Raw genomic sequence first — 21080 nt, 5'->3', positions numbered from 1 at the left:
GTATAGACAAAATGAATGCTACGGATCACTCCGTTCAAATAACGGACATCAAAATTTACCGATTCGACATTCCGCTCAGGGCAGTATTTGAAATTGCCAGTATGAGCATGGACTGTGCTCACAACGTGCTGATTGAGATTCAGACGAATGAGGGGATCACCGGTTGGGGAGAGGCCTCCCCGTTTCATGCGCTCGTTGGCGAAACACAGTCAACCGACATCGCCGCGGCCAAAGAATTCAAGCGACTTCTTATCGGAGAATATCCACTTGAAGTTTCCAGGCTGATCCACGCGATGGATCAATTCTTGCCGCACAACACAACGATCAAAAGTGCGTTTGATATGGCTTTGCATGATATCGCAGCCAGGATCGCAAACCTACCGTTGTATGCATACCTTGGTGGACACAAGCGTGAAATCGAAACCGACATGACCATTGGGATTTGTGATCCGGAGGAAGCAGGCGAAAAAGCATTGGCAATCCGGGAGCTTGGCTTCGAAACGATCAAAGTAAAGCTAGGTTTGGATTTTGATGCCGATTACAGGCGGCTAAATAACATTCGTCAAGCGATTGGAGACGATTCAACATTACGCATCGATGCCAATCAAGGATGGGACCGAATTGCTGCAAAATCCAACCTTGATGCCTTTGGGGCGTTTAAAATTGAATTTTGTGAACAACCATGCCGGGCTCGAGATTTGTCAGGCATGAAGTTTGTCAGTCAGCATACAAGTATCCCAATCATGGCTGATGAATCATTGTTTTCGCCTTGGGATGCGTTGAATTTGGTTCGGCATGACATTGCTCCGTATTTCAATGTGAAGTTCTCGAAGTCCGGAGGTATCCACAATGCAGCAAAGATTTGCCATATTGCAGAGGCGGCCGAAATTCCTTGCATGTTAGGTTGTATGTCGGAAAGCAAACTTGGCATTACCGCGGCAGCCCATTTTGCTGTATCCAGTCCGGCATTTCAGTTTTTTGATTTGGATTCGCATCTTGAACATGCGAAAGATGCCATTGCCGGTGGTATCACTATCGAAAACGGATTCATTACACTGCCTGATGCACCTGGCATCGGAGCTGTACCGGACTCCGCGTATTTATCTCAACTAGAAGAGGTCAAATAGTGCTGGGGCCGGAACTGACGTTTCTAGATCGAGATCATGTGTGGTATGAGGGCAAAAAACTCCTCTATCTTGCCGGGATAGACTATCACCGAATGTCCAACGATCCCCAAGTGGTGCGCGCGGCGACCGAGGCCGCGGACAAGTACGGTTTAAGTGCGACAGGCTCAAGAGCCACGACCGGCAATCACTCGCTATATATCGAATTGGAACGTTCCGTATCCGATTTTTTTGGAACGCAGGGAGCGATTGTCAGCCCTAGTGGGTATTTGTCGAACACCATTCTTTTGCAGGCCATTGCAGACGATTTCGACGCCTTCTTTATTGATGAAAAATCGCACTCCAGCCTCGCAGATGCTGCCAAGCAGTTTGCTAAACCAACCTATTCTTTTCATCATTTGGATTCACAGGACCTGGCCAAGCAACTTGCACGGAATCTCATTCCGAACGCGAAGCCTCTTGTTTTGACCGACGGTGTGTTTCCCTCGCGCGGTGAAATCGCACCTTTGATGGAGTACGCAAACGTTTTGAATGCGTTCAACGGCAAGATACTAGTGGATGACGCCCATGCCATAGCCGTTATCGGGCAAAATGGACGAGGCACATGGGAAGACCAACACGTTAGCCCCGAGATCGTTTATCAAACGGGTACGTTAAGCAAAGGATTTGGTGTCGGTGGAGGCATCGTTGCAGCGAACAGTCGAACCATTGAAAAAGTCCACCGTCACAGTTTGGCCTTTGTCGGAAGCACCGGATTGGCGCTACCGATTGCCGCAGCCGCGCTTCAATCCGTGTCCCATTTGGCTCAGAACAAACATCTTATCACGGATCTTCAAAAGCGAACGTTGGCTCTGAAACAACGATTTAAGAAGATAGGATTTTCGATGCCCATGACGGCTGCGCCCATCTTTTCAATCACTCTTGAGGATTCGGAAAAGAACCAACGGCTTAGCCATCGACTGATAGAAAATGGCGTCTACCCTCCCTATATCAATTACCCTGGGGCGCCCCAAGGTGGGCATTTTAGATTCATTCTCACAAGTTCCACGACACACGATCAGGAAGATCGACTACTTGAAACGATTGAATCTGCATTATAGGTACTCGAAATGACCGAGGCATCCGCTCGGTCCTAGACTTGGATAACTGAAAGCGAATGACCAGCCTCATCTCACCTGATGACCATTGGGTAATCTGGACGTCTCTGGTGGGCGTATCCGCCCTCAGCCTTTACTTGGAGCAAAACTATAGTCTGTTCCAAAAAATCACCGGCGCTCTTGTTGCCATGGTCGGCGGCATGATCCTATCGAACATCGGCTTCTTGCCGACGGAGTCCCCGTCCTATGATATTGTCTGGGACTACATCATCCCATTAACGATTCCCTTGCTGTTGATGAAGACGGACATCCGACGAATTGTCAAAGAAACGGGACGTATGTTTTGGGCGTTTCATCTCAGTGCCTTGGGCACCGTCTTAGGCAGTGTTGTTGCGGTCGTTTTGCTTCATTCGCTTGTGCCCTCGCTTGAACGCATCGTTCCAGCCATGACCGGGAGCTACATTGGTGGCTCCGTTAACTTCGTGGCGTTGGTCGCCACTTTTGAACCCCCCGAAGATTTGGTGAATGCAACGATCGTGGCCGACAACGGTATTATGGCCATTTATTTCCTGATTCTGATCGCCCTGCCTTCTTCGGTCTTTGTCCGCAAGCTTTTTCCCGCGAACGATAAAACGATCAGCTTCACCACGCAAACCTCTGACCAGAAAAACGGTATTTGGGGAGCTCAAGAAATTAGTTTGCTCGACATCGCTTCGGTGTTATCGATTGCGTTTGCCATTGCAACCCTTTCGGTCAAAATCAGTGACTATTGTTCAAACCCTTCCTTGCATTTTATGGTGAGATCGCTTCTCGGCCAGAAATACATTTTGCTTACAACCTTCGCGGTTGCCTTTCCAATGCTGTTTCCCAAGTATGCGAAACAACTAAATGGCTCAGAGGTGCTTGGTGCTTTCTTTATCTTTATCTTTTTCACGATGATCGGCATACCCGCCAGTCTCAAGACCGTATTTTTGGAAGCTCCTACGATGATACTGTTTTGCGCCATCGTATTAGCGGGCAATTTCTTAACGACGTTTGCACTTGGAAAACTATTCAAATTTGAGCTGGAAGAGTTGGTTTTGGCAGCGGTCGTCACGTCAGGTGGTCCGATGAACGGAGCCGCCATTGCCACATCCAAAGGATGGCATGCGTTGGTGGTGCCGTCCTTGCTTATTGGCGTTTGGGGTTACGTGATCGGTAACTACACCGGATATCTCGTGGGAGCCCTGCTCGGAGTTTTGTTCTAAACCCATGCCAAGCGAGAGGCCGAGAATTCAAAGGGGTGACGTCGATCGCGGCCTCCACATTTCAATGTACTTTCAAGTGTGCTTTGCACTATTGAGTCATTTGAGACATCGGCCCGGGTTTCATTACGCCAGCGCGAAGTTTGCGTGCGGGACTGTCGGGCGATAAGCAATAGTCGCCTTGTTCAGGAGCGACGAATTTTGGATCCGCAAAAATGGAGTCGCTATCGAGGCCCGTAGCCTTTTGATAATCTTCAAAGCTCGCAAGCTTTTCTTGAAACATCCAAGCCATGATGCCGGAATCGCTGTACCACAAGTTATGGTTCATCTCTGGTAGCGTCTTCCATCCGCCCGTGTATCGACTGCCCCAATCGGAAGCTTGGAAAAAGATGTTGTGCTTTACTTCGACACCCGACGTTGCAGCGGTGTTGCTGTAGAACATCAAGTGACTACCGTTTGGATCCGGTCGTTGGGCATGCGACCATACGAACCCCGCGTTGATACAGGTGTTGTTGAGGAAATGAATGTTCCTAGTCACCGATGTCTCAGGGTGATTCCAGTACTCGAACGAGTACTCACAGTTCCAAATCAGGTTGTTGCGATAGACGATGTTCTCTTGGCGAGCAGGCGTTGTGTTGTTTTGATTGGTCAGGGCCGCGTCATAGACTTCCCAAATCCTGCAGTTTTCGACCAAATGATTACTGGCGGATCCCCAAAACTCGATCGCGTTACCGTATCGCACTGGTTGGCCGTTGGGCCGAGTGTGTTGATGACCACCGCCAATGTAGCCCAAATCAACATTGCGAATAACGATATGTTCCGTGTTGCCACCACCGAAACCGTGTGCCGCACCATACATCACGGCTAGCCCATCGTACACGACATGGTGCGTGTTGCTTTGGTCAATGACATGCCGCTTGATTGCACATTCGATACTTTTGTGAAGCGTCGCTGGATTCGTTTCTGATTTCAAGAAGATTCGTTGGGAGGCACCGTCGTAATAGTAGTCATACGGTTTCTCAAGTGAATCCACGGACCACTTTTTCCAGCCACAACCATCGCCGTGATCGAAAATAATATTGCCGACATCGGCATCCAGTGGGTCTTCGACGGTCGGTGTGACGGCATGCAACTCACCAAGCATTAATTCGAACGTGGCTCCTGTTGGAAGACTGCCGCCAAGACTAAGGTGTAGACGTCCGCTGGTTGATGACTGATCCACATAGAACACCGCTGCAGTGTCTTGCCACTGCGTTGTGATATCTCGATCCACATTGGCCGACGCGTATCGCGTCCATGGCGAATTTGGGTGCAAAATATCCAGCTTCGACAAGTGAAAGGGAATGCTACAACGGACGCGAAGGTTCAGTTGTAGAAAGGTGCCCTTTTCGATTGGGATTTCCGGCCCCCACAATTGCACGTGATTCGATTTCTGGCCGCTATTGGTGCAGTGAATCTGCAGCACCGTACCTTCGTCGGATTGCGATTGAGTTAACCTCACATCCGCACCGGATTCTTGATGGTGTTGCCAGATGCTTTGGCTCATGTTCCCCCGTTGTTGGACTTGGCGGTATTCCATCGGTAACGTCGCCCAGACGCCGTCACCCATTCCGACCCAATCATCGACACGGCCCCGCGATTTTGAACCAAGTAGGAGTGGTTTTTGACCTTCACCATAGGAAGTGTAGGTGATTGGTGCGTTTGCGTCTCCGCTAGTGGGGACGAGAGAACCTCGCCATTGGCCGTCTCGCTTTAGACGGACGGTATCACCCGGTCTGAGTTCGGCAGAGTTGACTCGGTCCAAACTTTGCCAAGCGTTGCCGATACTCCGTCCATCGTGACGATCGTCGCCACTTTTCGAATCGACATAGAACGTCCGATACGGCGTATTGTTGGCTATCGCAGTGAGTGGCAGTAATGTCAGTAGGACGAGATGCAGGAACGTCATCGACAATGGGTGTTTCACGAGAGAGAACTCTGGTCGGCGGGAGGTTGCGGGTGGAGGGGGGGCAGGACAAACATAATAGCTTACGTCGATCTGAATTGCAGCAGCGCAGCGTGTGTAACCAGTTCACTGCGATTCTAAAAATGACACGTGAGCCATTGCGATCAGGCGTGTGGCTACATTTGCGGTGCTTCAATCGATAGACTATCGGGGGACTCGGGGTAATTTGTGGTATGTTCGAATCGTTCCTGATCGCCGGCCGACGTGTTACAGTGGGCGTGATTCAATTACCCATCCGTTTCAACTTGGCAATGGAGACCACCGTCCAATGCGTCAAACTTCGTATGTCGCTGCCACTTGTGCGGCCTCTCTATTGCTATGTGCCAGTATCGGGGTTAGTTACGATTTAGGACCCAATTCAGACACGGCCATTTCGGAAAGCGTTGTTACTTCGGCGATTCGCAAGGCCGTGGTTTTCTATCGTGGTCAAGTCGCATCACATGGCGGATACGTTTACTACTACAGCACCGATATGTCGCAGCGGTGGGGCGAAGGGATGGCCACCGCGGACCAGATTTGGGTGCAACCGCCAGCGACGCCGACCGTCGGGATGGCGTATCTAAAAGCGTACGAAGCGATTGGCGACAGTGATTGTCTCGACGCAGCTCAGGACGCTGCGGAAGCGTTGGTCTACGGGCAACGCAGGTCAGGAGGGTGGTCAAATTCAATCGACCTCAAAGGGCGAAAACTTGGTTTCCAGTACGAAGGAGGAACCAGACGAAAGGACGGCATTTCGTCGCTCGACGATGGTCAAACGCAAGCCGCCATCCAATTGCTCGTTCTAGTCGATGAAGCTTTAGAGTTTAAGAATGACGAGATTCATGAGAGCGCCACCACTGCCCTCGACACTTTGTTGTCAGCACAGTTTCCCGGCGGCGGGTTTCCTCAAGTCTGGAAAGAGCCCGTGGCAAAACAGCCCGTGTTGAAAGCGAGTTTTCCCAAATATGAATGGAGGACGGACGGTCGCATTAAGAACTACTGGGATATGTACACGCTCAATGACAACGTTTGCGGACACGTCGCGGGGGCGTTAATCACTGCTCATCGAGTCTATCAAGATGACAGATACATTACTGCCTTGAAGCGCCTAGGGGATTTTTTGGTTCTTGCGCAAATGCCTGAACCACAACCCGCGTGGGCCCAGCAATACAACTACGACATGCATCCGATTTGGGCTCGCAAGTTCGAGCCTCCTGCAATCGCAGGCGACGAGTCTCAGGAGGTCATCGAAACGTTGATGAAGATTTCGATCGCGACGGGCGATCGCAAGTACCTCGAACCGATTCCACGCGCCTTGGCGTACCTCAAGCGATCCCTGTTACCAGATGGCCGATTGGCTCGTTATTACGAACTGACGACAAACAGGCCCCTTTACATGGTCCGGCAAGATAAGTCGACCTACGCGCTCACTTACGACGATTCGAATCTACCATCTCATTACCGGTGGAAGTGGGATTCGAAAGTCACCGAGCTTGAGAGGAGATTGCACGCTGTGAAGACCGGTCAGCAAGCCCGATCCAAAACGAAAGGCGAACTGCAATCGAAAGTAAGTCGCATCGTGCAAGAATTGGATGAACAAGGTCGGTGGCTCAGCACCTATGTTGGGCAGCCACTGGTTGGCCAACCGAAATTTCCACCCGATGCCAAGTTTCTATCGAGCGAAGTGTTTAGCCGTAACATCACAATTCTTTCCGACTACCTGGAAGTATCAAAAAAATGATCGTTGGCGGTCCATCAATGAATTCTCTTTGGTGGACTCTACTTGAGACTGTAGTAGTTGAAATTGTCCTTGCCAACTTTGTGGTAGCCGATTCGACGCTGTATCCGGCCCGCGATGAGATTCCCGTCGATCGTGTGAAGACTTGGCGTATATGCATTGTTGGGGTCAACTTTTTCGATCAGGAAATGGTGCTGTTGCGTGGCCACCGTTCCAACATCTGCAAGCTTTATATTTTGCACGAACTGAGTGCTCCAAGTGTTCAGTGCGATAGGCCCTCGTGGGGCACCGATTGTGATGTCCCATCGGATCGACTTTAGGCCTGCCTGTCGGAGGCAGTAGATGCAAAAAATGCCGCACCAACTTTTTTTCTTGCCAGAAACGTACGGTTGAGAGCTCCAGGCTTTCGTGGTTGGATTTCGAAAGTTGGCATCGGTGAGCGAGACATTTGCAGCATCCTTGAACATCGTTTGAATCAGATCAATTCCTTTTGGCCGGCCGTCGATCATTTGGGTGAAGTCCACTTTTCCGATAAGCCTACTTGCTTCCCAAATGACAAGTTTGCGAATCGCATCTTTGTTCGGAGTCTTTACAGGAGGGATACCCAGAATGTCCCCCAACTTTGCGAGTAGCTCAGCCCATGTGTTAGGCCCAACAATTCCGTCGACGACAAGATGGCTTGTTTGTTGGAATTCGCGTGTCCTTGAGGCCGACTTGGTACCGAAAATGCCGTCGGTGACGAGTGGCGGCATCGCAGAGGGGCCCTGGTTCAACAGTTGCTGAATTTCAAGTGCATCTTCCCCCCTGGTTCCGAAACGAACTACCCGAGTCAATGTCGTAGTCATGATTCACCCGCCTGCATGATTGAAGAAACGAACCGATCCCGCGCTCGTTTGATTCGTCTTGAATTAGGCAAGTCGCGACGTCAAGAAAACAGGTTGAACTCGGCCCGTAAAGTGCCCCGTTGAATATTTGCTATGCCGATAAGCCGTATACACCCACTCGTTAGTTGAAAACGATTTTCGATTTTTATCGTTTCCAAAATTTTCAACTACTGCAGAATGATCGCAAATTGCATGCCGACGAAAAAACGCCTTCCACGTTGATGCCAATCGCATCGGGAGTAGGCAAACTGGGACCAGACCGCACAGTCCACGCACATTTCACTTGGACGAGGGAACAAGACGGTGCTTGTCGGTCACAGTGGTCACTCCTATCTGAAATTGCGTGATACAGAAAGAATGAAATGGGGAAACAATCGTTTGTGCGAAGTTATGCAATACGCGATCAACGTTGTCGGCGGCGATTTTTCGACGGGCTAGTACTTGTCGAGTTAAAGGTGGCGAAAGAGAATGTTCCCCAGAACGAAGCCAGTGACGGAACAAGGTGAATTTAACCTGCATCAAGGCGGGGTGTTTAACGTTATTGAGTAGGCCAGTGTCAATTCTTTTCGGATGGTTCAGCGAAATTGGATGCCATCGATACACATGGATTTTTTGCAAATCTGAGCTGAGGAAACCGAATGATCTCAATGGAGGAACCGAATGCAATTATCGACCAGGTTGCCGAACAAGTATCCGAAAGAATGTCGGGTCAACAGGCCGGTCATGGCGTGGACCATGTTTTGCGAGTGTTGAAAACGGCTCGTGAAATTCAGGCACAAGTCGGCGGGGATCGCTTCGTTGTCGAATTGGCCGCTTGGCTACACGACGTCGGTGATGCGAAGTTTCATGATGGTGTCGAACGCAGTGCCGAGTTTGCTCGCGAGATTTTGCGTGACTTGGATGTTGGAAATGACATCATCGAGCATGTCTCGCATATCGTTGACAATCTTTCGTTCCGAAAAGGATCTGCGGCGAAGGAGTTGTCGCTTGAAGGCAAGATCGTTCAGGACGCGGATCGGCTTGATGCGTTGGGAGCGATCGGAATTGTGCGGACAATCGAATTTGGTGCGACCCGCGGCCAGCCGTTCTATGTATCGGAAGCCAACGATGGGAGCACGGACTCAAGCAAAGCTGGCACAGGAAAAACAGGGATCGGGCACTTCCATGAAAAGCTTTTCAAGTTGCGTGATTTGTTGAATACGGAACCGGCAAAACACATTGCAGCCGAACGAGAGCAGTTCATGCGAGCGTTCTTGGATCAATTCCTCCGAGAATGCGGAGAAGAGTAAAACGCCATGAGTGACTATCCCTACAACTTTGACGGCAAGGTTGATGTCAACCTTGTCTATCTCCCGAAGGACATCGCATCACAGGTGGACTTCCATCAGTCGAAGCGATTGAGGATTGATGGTGAAATTAACGGTATTCGCATCGAATGTGGATTGATGTCCAACAAGGGGAAGTGGTGCTTTTTAGTGTCGAAGAAGCTACAGAAACTCTGTGGTGTTTCGGCTGGTGATACCGCCAGGATCGGCTTCGCCATCGCGGATCCAGACTCCGTGGTGGTGCCCACCGAATTGCAGTTTGCACTTGAAGCGAACGATGAGGCGATGGCGGTTTGGGAGAAGTGGACCGCCGCAAAGCGACGCGCTCAGTGCCTTCGAGTGTCGTCGGCCAAAATTCCGAAGACGCGCGAACGCCGTGTCGAAGAAGTAATCGCTTTGTTGATGGTGGAGTTAGGAATGCGAACGGGCACCACCACTTGGCAGGAGTTCGAGAATGTTGATATGCGAGCGGGGACGATCACTGCGGTTGATGATTTTGCCGAAGCTCGCAAACCGGCCTACAAAGTCACCGTCGATTTTGGTCCGGAATTGGGCACAAAGCGATCGAGTGCTCAGATCACGAAAAACTACACCAAAGACGAACTGGTGGGTCGACAAATCATCGGCGTTGTTAGCTTTCCACCAAAGCAGATTGGTCCCTTCGTTTCCGAGTTCTTGATCGCGGGATTCTATCGGGCCGATGGATCCGTCATCTTGGCCGTCCCGGACAAGTCGATCCCCAACGGAGCCAAGTTGGCATGATTCAAACGACGACGAATGAGGGATGTATGAATCGCTTGAACTAGATGTTCCGAAGATGTCTGCCAAAAATCTTGTTTGTGCATTTTGACATCATCAAATCGATTCGCACGGGTTGTTGCTGAAGAAGACAGACACGATTCGATGTCGAATCATTGTCTCACTTGTTGGCGGAATTGGAGTCAAGATGGAGCTTAACGAAAGCGGTTGATTGCGGGGCATCGAAAATATATCGAGTGTAGTGTGGATGACCTGATGTGGTTGGTTTCCGATCGGAGGAGGGTTGCGTATCGGAATGGATCACGCGTTTTTCTTCCGACCACGGCTCAATGGTGATTCGCAGCGGACAGTCAGTGACGCGGATCGACTTTGTTGTTTCGTTGCCGTTTTGTGATCGCTCATACCGAATCATTGGCCAAAGCGTTTCGTTTTTGCCCGGCAATTTGCTTTGCATTTTGATTGGGAGGCGGACTTCCATCCACTTCCAGGTTGTGGGCATCGTATCATGCACGACGAGCCGGTTGTCGGGGATTGAATATTCCAGTCCCGCGAGACCTTCGACGTAGAGTAGTAACTTGCCCGCGTTGAAGTTCGAGTACTGGTCGCCGAACAGTTTACCGCTGCGCGTGTAGGCTTCCGGAGCGACAGGGATGTTCCAATCCGCACGGAAGTTGTAGTTTTCCAGATGATTCAGGGTTAGTTGCCAAGCCGGGGCGCCAAGACGCTTGCGGAACATTCCGCGCAGCGAAAAGTAGGCGGTGTCAGGTGTGTAGCCAAAGGAATGATCAACATCCGTTGCGAAGCGTTTCATGGACGCACCCGACATAGCGAGTGGAAAGAAGTCGCCGTAGAAACCTTTGTCCCTATCAAGCGCCCATGACGCAACCATCTTCGCAGCGTAGTCACGAGGGAAATGCTTCGAGTGCATATGCCAGAAGCCCGTCGTCATCATCATTCCATCGTTTGGTCCGCCGAAAAAATGTTCGTGTCCGTTTGCCTGCCAACGCTGATCGAACCATGTTTGGATAGGGTTTGGATCGAGCGGCACAAGGCGTTTCCAGTGTTCAATATCCTCAACATGGCCGGTCAGTTTGGCCATTGCGATCAGGGCTTCGGCCACCTCAAAGTGATTGGAGTAGAACGGGACAATTCGCTCGCGGAAGACTTCTCGAAAGTAGCCGTCGTAACACTCTTGTAGGAATTCGACATCGCCCGTGTGCTGATAGATTTGCCACGCTCCAAGGACATGCTCCGAAAGTTCATTGCCATACACACCGGAATGCCACGTCGTTCCCTTGTTGTCCGCTAGGGCAATCGAACCGTCTGGTGACTTTCGATAGTGACCGTTGACAAAGAGTTGCTTCCACGTCAACACATTTCCGTAAGCGTAATGTGACTTGTCGCCGGTCCAGGCTCCCACTTTGATCTGAAACGTCGCATCGTAGCGGTGCATTCCGAGGAAGTTGTTGACAGCCGTTTGGGTGTGAGGAAGAATTTCCCATCCCTTCTGAACTTCGATATAGTACATCAGATAGAGCGACCAAAGGTAATAATAAATGTCCTCAAACTTTGGATCCGAGCAGCGAAACCAAGGGATCTGTTCGTTGAGTTGACGATTCATCTCGCGAGTCTTCGCGATCATCATTTCACGCGGTTCGCGAAGTACAGCGGTCGCGTCATCGAGTGCTTGTTGGTAGTTGTCGTGCATCGCCCAGACGAGCACCACACCGCCGGAGTCACAGGGCACGTTGAACTCATATTGCATCTCGCCATGTTCGCCCTTTGTGAACCGGTGGCGAGTGGCGAAGTTTTGGGACGCAGCCAAAACGGTGTTCATGCCCTGATACATGATTGGACCGACTCGTTCGGAGCGATCCGTGTCAGGCAGGCACCGCGTCGTGCCGCCTTCAATAATATGGATGGCATTGTGGTTCGCGTCATATTCGATGCTTGCAGCACTCGTCAAACTGTGCCGTCCAAAGAAACTCTGGCCCTCCAATTGCAACGTTACGGGGTGGGACGAAGTGATTATCGAACAGGCAGCGCCATTCGCAGCAATGAACTTTTCTTCACGCAATTGGACACCGTCCATTTCGTATTGGCAGATCATTCGGTCTGGCCGCCAATACATCTTTGTTGGCACCGGATGACGATGTGTCTTGTGGTTAATCACAACGCTACCATAGAGAACTCGCGTGTCCTTGTAGAACTCCCAGCCCGCGAAGTCGTTGCCGAACCCGGTGTTGTCATGATCTTTACCGCGGCTACGCATTCGTCCGACACCACGACTGCGAAGATCGTGATGAAACGGATGAGTCAGGCCAAGCGTTTCATGTTCCTGCGGCTCCCAACTAGCATGAAACCCGCCGACATAGTAGGTGACGTTTCCGGCGAGGAATCCATGTTTCTTTTCTTGGATTTCCTGCTGCAAACGTTGGCAGTAATCTGAAAAAGGCGGGGCTTCTGCGAGGATGGCATTGGTGCCAAGCAGCACGACCATTGCTGTGATAATCAGGGATGAGCGACAAGCAAACATGCACGCTTCGGAAATCTTCGGACGATGGCTCTGTCGTGGTTTGCTTTTCACTTTCATCAGTCCGCTTCGTAGACGCCCTGCTGACTCGAATGGGCTTTAATATCGGTCACTCATCCTGCTGATGGGGTGTGCCCTAAATAATTGATAACACACGGTTATTATTCTAGCTCAGTGTTTTTCAGTCTCGCTCACTGTTTTTTAGTCTCGCTCAGTGTTCGTTGCCTGCGAAATTCAATGTCAGCTTGGTTCGTATTCTGAGGAGACCGGCACGCGTCGCTTGGTGATTGCCGAGATTTTTCTTGATGTGTGTACTTATTTGTCAAGTTGAACGTCGTTCCTTGCCCCAGACGGTGGCAATTTGGATCGTTCGTAAATATGATCGAGCCCACTTCATCATCGAAAGGACGTTGCCTTTTGCGTTTCTTGAATTCGGATTGCTTGGTGCCAGCTCAAATGTGCTTGGTGCAGGACCAACAAAAAGTGAGCCTGAAGTCAAAATTCAGTTGGATAGGTTTTGGATGTTGGGCTTCTTTTAGGCCCATGTTTGCATCCGACATACTGACGATGAGGAAGAAGTTTCTATTGTTTTTGTTTCACAGTTTAGTACTACAGGTTTTATCAAATGAAAATGAAGACGTTATCAAGATTATGCTTTCTCGTCGCGGGCACCTTCGCCATCGCATCGACTGGCTGTACTGTTGTCGGTGTCGGCACCATCCCCTCGGCCGTCGAGGGGAGCAATCAAGACCTGGAATTTGCAGTGGATGTCGTCTTTGTCCAGAATGGGGAAGAATCCAATATACAAGAAGTGAGTGGAACTGCCACGTTTGTTGACTGTGCCGCTGGAATCAACGTAACTGCAAGCTTCTCTAATGAAGAATTCAGCGCTTGCGAAGTCGAGTTATCAAACAATGATGCGGTTCAGTTTTTTCTGAATAACTCGTTGGCTGAATGCTTCGGTATTGATCCAAGGAACTTCGACGCCGAGACAGAGCAAGTCGCAGGTGTCCTTGGGCGTTATCAATTACACGCTTGCCACCCCGGAAAGGCTTTGGGGCATACCAAGGGTAAGGGGCACACCAGCCATGGCAAGGGAAAGGGAAAAGGGCACGACAAAGGACATGGTGGTGGAGCTGGTGAGGGCGAAGTGATCGGAACGGGTTGCCTAGTCGCAATCTATGTCGATTGTGAAGCCGATGGATGTATAGGCGACGGTATGGCAGTCGCCTTGGTAGATGATAGCGACCCAGACAACATCTTCTACTCCAACTGTGGCTTCCTTAACTCAGGCGATATTGCGATCGAGAATGCTGACAGTCCGGGAGTCGTCATTGTTGGATCGAGCGCACTTGATTAGCACTCGAACTTGATTGGCGGTTAATCGCGAACCCTGTCACGAACTGCTTGAGGAAACTCGTGAACGCTGACGAGATGGCGCAGGCCACTTGTCGGCGCAGTTGATAGCCAAACTCTCTGGGCTGGCTCGCTGCATGATGGAATATCACTCGCGAATCAATCTTTCGAAGTTTTGCATAAAGGCATTGTTTGAGTGTAGCCACCAGTTCGTGGCTGAACGTTTATAGGTCAACAGGCATTGGTCATTGGCGGATGCCGCGACACCCATCGCAACGGATCCAGTAGCGATGGGGGAAAAGAAAATAGAAGGCGTGATGTGCGCATCATCACGCGGACTAGCAAGCTAATTGATTGGCGTCGGCCACCGGCGTCTGGCTCTTGGCTTCAGCCCCCGGTTCACCTTTCGGCTCGCTCTTGGCTGTGTGGGCTCTTGGCTTTGGCACTTAGCTTTCGGCTCAAATCGTCGCTTGCTACAACAACTTTGAAACATTGCCGAAGATAGTCAAGCAGAAACACAATCGGAAATGTTCCGCGACAACGACACGCAACGTGCTACCTGCATCAGCCGCAAATTTTGACACAACTGCGAACGCATCTCTCGCGTATTCGTTCTAAACGCTACTAGCCATCGCTGACGGCCTAACTCAACGCATCATGCTAGGTCCCATTTGGATGGCTATGTCCCATTTAGACCGAGTCGTTCTCGAGCCACTTCTTCAAGTGATTGTTGAATCGCTGGGCATGCACTACGCACAGTATCTAAGTCGGGACGCCGGAGTTCATACAAGGCACAGGGCGTTACGGCGCGACAGGTCGCCGAACGCGGTTCACCCAATAGCAATGCCAATTCGCCGAAGAACTGACCCGCCACCAGCGTGTTCAACTCCGTCCATGTCCCGTTAATGTCTTTGCCGACACGTACGACGCCGCGTGCGATCAGGAACAGAGAATCACCGGCTTGTCCCTCGCAGATAATGTCTTGACCGGACGGCACTGTATGCTCGCGCAGTTTGCCGGCGACGTGGTCAAACTCCTCGGGTGGCGTATCTTTAAAGAACGGCACTTTCCGCAATAGTTCGCTGGGATCGACGTGCAATTGGGCGTTGAGCGTCTTGGCGTTCAGTTTGCCGATCCGTTGCCTTAGACCGTCGATGATTTCATCCGCGATACCGTCGGGGATCGATCCGGCCATGTTTTCGCTTTGAATCACCTCACGCTGTGCCTGGTATACGAGCCGCTCTCCGAGCTGCTCTTGCATTGCCTGAACAAACTCAGGGAACTGTTCCGCCACGGCATCAATCCGCGATTGCGCCGACAACTTCCACGTTTCATAGCGGCTGCGCACCTCTTCCACGACCGAGCGGTTGTCCTGCTTCGCGAGCTTGTCCAAATGGAAGAGTACCCGTTCGCATCCCTGATAGCGTCCCCACGCTCGTCCGTACTCGCCACCGGTGCGTTCGACGTCGATCCGGCTCGCCCAGGCACGCGTCAGTGGGAACCGATCCAGCAGTTGTGTCATCTTTTGACGAATGGCTTGCCGGTTGTGATCATAAATCGTCGCCTCGGGCAATTCGCCATGATAGCGCATCGATTCGGTACACAACTCGAGCGAGAAGTTCAGATCTCGATAAACTCGTTCGGACAAATGCTGCTTACTGAACATATCGAAGTACAGCTTGCGTTCCAATCCGAAGCAGTGCAGGTAAACTACTGCACGTTCTTCGTCATCGCCCAATTCATTTTCACGCAGGTTTTCCAGTTCGGCGGTCAGTTCATCAAGTTCGTTGGTGAGGCGTTCTTGGAGCCGCTTGGCGATGACCGGTGAGAACAAGCCGCCGGCCTGCAATTCGGGGACGCGCTGCTGAGCATTACATGTTGCACTGATTTGTCCTTCGATTCGCGCCAGTTTGTCGGCGGTTGATGGTTGGTCGAGCCCCAACTTTCGCACCAGCCTGCTGATGGTTGTCGCCTGCACAATCAACGTGAAAAGCACGGCGCCCATGACGATCGCGGTGAACTGCGTCTTGTATGGGAAACTATCGGGAATATATAGCACGATTGCCAACGCGATTGCGCCACGCAATCCACCCCAGTGCATCACGATCTGGTACGACTTGTTGACGGTTTGAGAGAACTTGCCGGTGATCGGTACAAGACCGAAAATCACAATTGCTCGGGAAATCTGCATCGCGACGAGTACGACGACCAGCGAGCCAAACGCGTTGTACAGGTCGCCCAAATTCACGCTCAAGCCGACCAGTAGAAAAATCAACGCATTGCATACAAACGCCATGTACTCCCAGAAATGGTGCATGAATCCGCCGACCTCCGGCGAAATTTTGGTGCGGCCCCAGTCGCCCATCATCAGTCCTGCGACGAGTGTTGCCATCACTCCACTGACGTGCAGATAATGTTCGGCAATCAGAAATGAACCATACGCCAAAATCATGGTTAGAGAGATTTCGATGTCAGCGTTGACGCGTACACGTTGAAGCAGTTGGCCAAACACCCACCCCAGCAACAGACCGACAAAAATCCCGCCGAAGAACACGACGAAGAATCCCCCCAAACCGCGAAGCGCAGTTTCGCCGTTGAATCCCGTTGTGGCGACCGTCAGTAAAACACCTGCGACGACGATCGAGGTCGCGTCGTTAAAGAGACTTTCACCTTCGACCAGGACGGTTAGCCGTTTGGGTGCGCCTAGCTTTTTGAACAATGCGATGACTGCGACAGGATCGGTAGCACTGAGGATCGATCCTAATAGTAGCGCCGCAGCTATGGGGATGTCAGTCAGGAGAGCGACAATGCCGCCGATGATCAACGTTGACAGCAGCAAGCCCGGAATGGCCAACGTCAACACGGGCAGGATGTTCTTTTGAAGTTGTCGAAGCTCCAAGGTGTACGCCGACTCGAAGACCAGAGTCGGTAGAAAGACGAATAAGATTACTTCTGGGGAGATGCTGTATTCCGTCAGCACCCTCAAGATGGGCATATGCTTACTAACTAATGCCAGCGCCAGTCCGACCAGTACAAGGATGACGGTGAATGGCAGTTTCCATCGATTGCAGACCGATCGTACCGCTGCGGCCAGCAGTAGCAGACCGAAGATCACACCGACCTGTTCGGTCACACCATGCCCACCGACGGCACCGGCCTCGGAAGAGGCGAGTACGAGAAAAGGCGGTAGATTCGTGTGCGTCATGTTTTTTCACCGCAGCGAAATACGACACTCGGCCATCGCTACACTTTCTACATAACCGTTACGCATTCCGTATTGTATCAAAACCAGCGGCGGTGGCTGTGTATTTACGGAACTCGAATCGTACGAAAATCGACCGACTCTGGAATCGTTGGGCGACGCTTAGAAATTGAACCAGTAGTGGACGAAGATTGTCTCGTTTGCGTCGTCGAATGCAACCTGAAACCGATCTCCTTTTTGGCCAGCAAGCGATCGTGGGCATACATGATACGACGCGGTATTGCTTTTTCGGGGGTTCCACCATGGCGGCGTCGGATGACCGGAGTTACGGCTATGGCCATTCAAAACGTGCCAATTGGGATTTGCAACTTCGGTGAGCTGCCAACGAGCTGCGAGTTTTGAAAAAGCTTCGGCGTCACCATTCATTCGCCAGACATATTCGGGGTCGAAGCCTTGGCATAGGCAGTGCACTTGAATGTGGTCCGCATCCTTCACGAGCGACGTCTCATCCAGCAGTCGTTTCAGAGGATTTGGCCACTCGTCTTGTGAGGTCACACGACCGGTTTCTCCAACGAATATGTCGTGAAAGAAACCGTCCATCATACGCCCGTACAAAACGAAACCAGCAAGAACAACCGCAATGATGCCAGTGACAATGAGCAGCGTTGGAAGCCGAAATTGGAGTGTTTGACGCTTAGTCATTTTTCGGTTGCGTAGTCCAACGGAAGGTTTTTACGACACCGCCCCCGCAAAATGGAAACGATTTGAATAAGAGATCAGTTTACCAGCAGTGTGAGCCTTGAACAAACAACGAAGGCCCTACCGCAGGGCAATTCAGTTTTACAAACTGCGGTATTTCCAACTCTGAAACCCCAACGCGTTCGTTGTTCTTTTTTTGCTCTTTGGCCAACGGCCATATTCCGTCCGAGTCGTTTGGTTTGAATATGGCCGTTGGCCAAACCGATTCCATTGGTTCTCAATCCACATTTGCTCGAGTCTCAACGAATTTGTCGCGAATTCGCTGACGCTCCCTTCGTTTCTTAGCCGCAGGGATGCTGATTTCTTCCGCGGTAATGTAAAGAAGCTTGTATTTCAAGGCCTTGGTCGCATAACGGTAGGTTTTTACGACACCGCCCTGAACGAAGCGAGCGATGCCTGAACTACGAGAAATTGTACCAATGCCACAGCCCGTTGCCAAAGTGCGAAGGTGTGCCGCAAGCCTCAGCGTAAAAACCATGTTAGGTGTCACTATTTTTTGGAGGCGTCTTGAAGCAATTTGGCAATCTTCTTTTTCGTGGAATCACCGGGAAAGTCAATTCCATCGTACGTCTTGCACCAATAAGCGGGCGTGCGCCCATCATTGTCCTTGGCATCAGTTTTTGCGCCGGCATTGATTAGTAGTTCGACACTGCGGACATGATCCGAACGTGCAGCCCAATGAAGTGGCGTATCCCCGGAGGTGTCGGTAACGTTAACGTTGCCGCCGCGTTTGATAAGAGCCTCCAACACGGCAGGGCTTTTTGTTGCGCGATGCATCGGAGTAATGTCGCCATCACCATCAATGTAGATGCCAGTCTTCGTGTCGATCTTGGCACCGGAAGCAATTAGGAGTAGAGACAGGTCGTCAAATCCGTTGTAAATCGACGACGCAAGGGCTGTAGCGCCACGCCCATCGTCAACATCAAGATCGACCTTTGCGTCAACCAACATCTTCGCGATCTGAATACGAAGTTTGTCACGGGCGGTGATGATATTGGGGTCGATTGCGTTCAGCTTGGCGCGAGCTGCATCGAGACCTGCGATTGTATTCTCGGCCTTTTGTTTCGGTTGAGGGGCACGATGGCTGTTAGCGACCGCCATTAGTGGCGTCCACTTGCTAGACCCCATGTGAGAGTAGCCGAGCGTCCATTTGTCTTGAAACAGTTCGCCATCGTAAAACCCCAAAGGCATATCAAGTTTGGCACCGTCCGCAAGAAGAGTTTTGACACGGTCAGCGTCCAAATTGAACGCTGCAATGACGAGGGATTGTTCCTTCGTGCGTTTCGGTTTGGCGGTCTCTTGTGCGTTGCAAGTAGAGCCAATCGAAACGGCAGCCATCAGGACAAGAACGCGTGACCAACCATTCATCTGTGGCACCTAATGGAAGGTGTGCCGAAGGCCTAGCGTAAAAACCATGTTGTCGGTCGCTCGCGTTAGTCTTGCTTGGGTCGTTTCAGCATGCAAAAGACGGCGCTAGTTCCGGCTGTGTGCTCCGTGTCAAACGCGGTTACGAGCTCCCAACCGTCGGCACCGTATTTGTTGAGCTGCTGGTCAATCTCGGACGTGTTCATCGTCCCCTTAGAGCCACCCCAGCCCTGCTTGACGTTGAGCTCGACCGTTTTGTATTCCCAGCGAATCATTGATCTGCGCACCGACAACGGAAGGTTATTACGACACCGCCCTAAACGAAGAGAACGACATTGAACTACGAGAGATTGTACCAAAGCCAACGCCCGTGGCCAAAGAGCGAAGGTGTGCCGCAGGCCTAGCGTAAAAACCATGTTGGGCGTCAATACGGCGGGCGAGTGTGCCATTGATCGAAGAAAGCCCGTGATTTACGGCCCATGTGCTCACGTGCGAATTCTCCGCAGGGCTCCGAGGATATGTTCTCGAGAAAACAAGTGCACAGCGCGTTGTCGACAGGTGTTTCGTCTGCTGCGGGTTCAACGAGATTCCATTCGACAAAGTCGAATAGTTCGGTCACTGCCGCCGCAGCGAGCGCCGTGTAATTGTGCCTAAAGAAACTGCTGAATTCATCGCAGACCCCGTGTAGCGAGAACGAACCATCCTCATTGCGGCAGTAGTTACTGTCGGACTCCCACTGGGCTTCAAACGCAGGTGCCAGTGTAACGAATTTGCGGAGGAGGTCGCGTGGTCTCATAGCCGATGCTTTGACGCCCAACGTGTGTTTGGACGACAACCCGTTTGCCGCACCGTTTCATAGACTATTGTTGCGAATCGCTGGTGTCAAACTATGACTTACCGTACGCCATGGAAAATTCGTTTTTCACATGCTGAAAATGATCCATGGATCTTCCTCCACGAATATTCATCGAATCGAGGTTGGAATTTCCGCAAATTCCCTTTCTAGATGTATTCACCACCAAGTTTATTTTCAGATTGTTTTACACAATTCGGTTGGACGGCAGTTATTACTTTATATACACAACAACGTCGTTTCTTTGCCGCAAATACTCTGACTTTACGCAAGGTCGTCCCGATGCCCCAGATCCGAATTGATTGCCCTGCCTATTGGGTATTGAGTAGCGAGGTAAATTCAACATGAAGCGGTCAAAGCGAGTGGAGCGGTTCAATCGCTTGCGAGCGGAGCATTCGGAAATGTTGACTTCCGTGCTTTGGAAACTCGCTGGTGACCGCGAGGTGTTTGCCGAGGCGTTTCAGAATGCCCTGATGGGTATCTGGGAGCACATTGAAAAGCTCGATGATCAGCATGCTGGCGGGTACATCTACCGGATCACGCTGTCGGCAAACAGCAAAGCTTGGCGAAACCGACTGGGGCGAGACGGGTGCAGCGATCAAAGTTGGGGCGAAGCCGAGGCGTGCCCCGAAGACATGCTTGACCAAAATGAGACTGCAACCACCATCCGGCAAGCGGTCGCGGAACTGCCAACGAAGCAGTCTCAAGCGGTGGCGCTGAGATATCTCGAAGCACAGGACTACGAAACAATCGCTAAGCAGATGAGTTGTAGTCAGGCAGGTGCCCGATCACTTGTTTCCAAGGCAATTGCCACACTACGAACCAAACTCGAATCGTTCATCGAACAGGAGTAACCG

At 51.2% G+C, this 21080-nt stretch carries 17 protein-coding genes; 8 read left to right on the top strand and 9 right to left on the bottom strand.

All coding sequences use genetic code 11. The features are described 5' to 3' along the window. The first annotated feature begins 11 nt into the window (after positions 1 to 11). The 3 genes from CA13_RS07650 (at position 12) to CA13_RS07640 (ending at position 3468) form a co-directional block, all read left to right on the top strand. Entirely contained in the window at positions 12 to 1127 is a 1116-nt protein-coding gene (locus CA13_RS07650; RefSeq protein ID WP_146395336.1) for a mandelate racemase/muconate lactonizing enzyme family protein, read from the top strand. Positions 1128 to 1219: 92 nt separating this feature from the next. Next, positions 1220 to 2224 (top strand): aminotransferase class I/II-fold pyridoxal phosphate-dependent enzyme, encoded by a 1005-nt coding sequence (locus tag CA13_RS07645; RefSeq protein ID WP_146395335.1) that lies wholly within the window; start codon positions 1220 to 1222, stop codon positions 2222 to 2224. A gap of 56 nt (positions 2225 to 2280) precedes the next feature. After that, positions 2281 to 3468, top strand: a complete 1188-nt coding sequence (locus CA13_RS07640) for a DUF819 family protein (RefSeq protein WP_146395334.1) — start codon at positions 2281 to 2283, stop codon at positions 3466 to 3468. 88 nt (positions 3469 to 3556) lie between these two features. Here CA13_RS07640 and CA13_RS07635 read toward each other — a convergent pair whose 3' ends face one another. Further along, positions 3557 to 5431 carry a right-handed parallel beta-helix repeat-containing protein gene (locus CA13_RS07635; RefSeq protein ID WP_146395333.1) on the bottom strand — a complete coding sequence of 625 codons (1875 nt, stop codon included), beginning with the start codon at positions 5429 to 5431 and terminating at the stop codon, positions 3557 to 3559. Positions 5432 to 5738: 307 nt separating this feature from the next. Here CA13_RS07635 and CA13_RS07630 point away from each other — a divergent pair, with 307 nt between their 5' ends. Next, positions 5739 to 7190: a pectate lyase gene (locus tag CA13_RS07630; RefSeq protein ID WP_146395332.1), complete on the top strand. Its 1452-nt coding sequence runs from the start codon at positions 5739 to 5741 to the stop codon at positions 7188 to 7190. A gap of 38 nt (positions 7191 to 7228) precedes the next feature. Here the strand turns inward: CA13_RS07630 and CA13_RS07625 are convergent, their stop codons facing one another. Next, positions 7229 to 8032 (bottom strand): peptidoglycan-binding domain-containing protein, encoded by an 804-nt coding sequence (locus tag CA13_RS07625; protein WP_146395331.1) that lies wholly within the window; start codon positions 8030 to 8032, stop codon positions 7229 to 7231. Positions 8033 to 8718: 686 nt separating this feature from the next. Here CA13_RS07625 and CA13_RS07620 point away from each other — a divergent pair. Then, entirely contained in the window at positions 8719 to 9360 is a 642-nt protein-coding gene (locus CA13_RS07620; RefSeq protein WP_146403508.1) for an HD domain-containing protein, read from the top strand. A 6-nt stretch (positions 9361 to 9366) separates the two neighbouring features. Then, positions 9367 to 10158, top strand: a complete 792-nt coding sequence (locus tag CA13_RS36110; protein WP_146395330.1) for a tRNA-binding protein — start codon at positions 9367 to 9369, stop codon at positions 10156 to 10158. Positions 10159 to 10315: 157 nt separating this feature from the next. Here CA13_RS36110 and CA13_RS07610 read toward each other — a convergent pair whose 3' ends face one another. Beyond that, complete coding sequence (locus CA13_RS07610) at positions 10316 to 12742, bottom strand: hypothetical protein (RefSeq protein WP_146395329.1); 2427 nt, start codon at positions 12740 to 12742, stop codon at positions 10316 to 10318. Positions 12743 to 13313: 571 nt separating this feature from the next. Here CA13_RS07610 and CA13_RS07605 point away from each other — a divergent pair. Then, positions 13314 to 14048 (top strand): hypothetical protein, encoded by a 735-nt coding sequence (locus tag CA13_RS07605; protein WP_146395328.1) that lies wholly within the window; start codon positions 13314 to 13316, stop codon positions 14046 to 14048. A 675-nt stretch (positions 14049 to 14723) separates the two neighbouring features. Here CA13_RS07605 and CA13_RS07600 read toward each other — a convergent pair. The 6 genes from CA13_RS07600 to CA13_RS07575 all read right to left on the bottom strand — a co-directional run bounded on the left by CA13_RS07600 (position 14724) and on the right by CA13_RS07575 (position 20166). Then, positions 14724 to 17249 (bottom strand): cation:proton antiporter, encoded by a 2526-nt coding sequence (locus CA13_RS07600; RefSeq protein WP_146395327.1) that lies wholly within the window; start codon positions 17247 to 17249, stop codon positions 14724 to 14726. 159 nt (positions 17250 to 17408) lie between these two features. Further along, complete coding sequence (locus CA13_RS07595; RefSeq protein ID WP_146395326.1) at positions 17409 to 17948, bottom strand: hypothetical protein; 540 nt, start codon at positions 17946 to 17948, stop codon at positions 17409 to 17411. Positions 17949 to 18222: 274 nt separating this feature from the next. Beyond that, the gene (locus tag CA13_RS07590) at positions 18223 to 18483 is read right to left on the bottom strand and encodes a hypothetical protein (protein ID WP_146395325.1); all 261 of its coding nucleotides are present in this window, start codon (positions 18481 to 18483) and stop codon (positions 18223 to 18225) included. Between the two features lie 11 nt (positions 18484 to 18494). Next, positions 18495 to 19373: an ankyrin repeat domain-containing protein gene (locus tag CA13_RS07585; RefSeq protein ID WP_146395324.1), complete on the bottom strand. Its 879-nt coding sequence runs from the start codon at positions 19371 to 19373 to the stop codon at positions 18495 to 18497. A gap of 65 nt (positions 19374 to 19438) precedes the next feature. Further along, positions 19439 to 19645 (bottom strand): DUF4177 domain-containing protein, encoded by a 207-nt coding sequence (locus CA13_RS07580; RefSeq protein ID WP_146395323.1) that lies wholly within the window; start codon positions 19643 to 19645, stop codon positions 19439 to 19441. A gap of 149 nt (positions 19646 to 19794) precedes the next feature. Then, positions 19795 to 20166 carry a DUF7674 family protein gene (locus CA13_RS07575; RefSeq protein ID WP_146395322.1) on the bottom strand — a complete coding sequence of 124 codons (372 nt, stop codon included), beginning with the start codon at positions 20164 to 20166 and terminating at the stop codon, positions 19795 to 19797. Between the two features lie 401 nt (positions 20167 to 20567). Between CA13_RS07575 and CA13_RS07570 the strand changes: the two genes are divergently transcribed. Further along, on the top strand, positions 20568 to 21077 hold the full coding sequence (locus CA13_RS07570) for an RNA polymerase sigma factor (RefSeq protein WP_146395321.1): 510 nt from the start codon (positions 20568 to 20570) through the stop codon (positions 21075 to 21077). Positions 21078 to 21080 lie beyond the last annotated feature (3 nt).

This window comes from Novipirellula herctigrandis (assembly GCA_007859835.1).
Taxonomy (GTDB): Bacteria; Planctomycetota; Planctomycetia; order Pirellulales; family Pirellulaceae; genus Novipirellula_A; species Novipirellula_A herctigrandis.
Note: the sequence above shows the minus strand (reverse complement) of the source record. Positions and strands in the feature narration are given on the sequence as shown.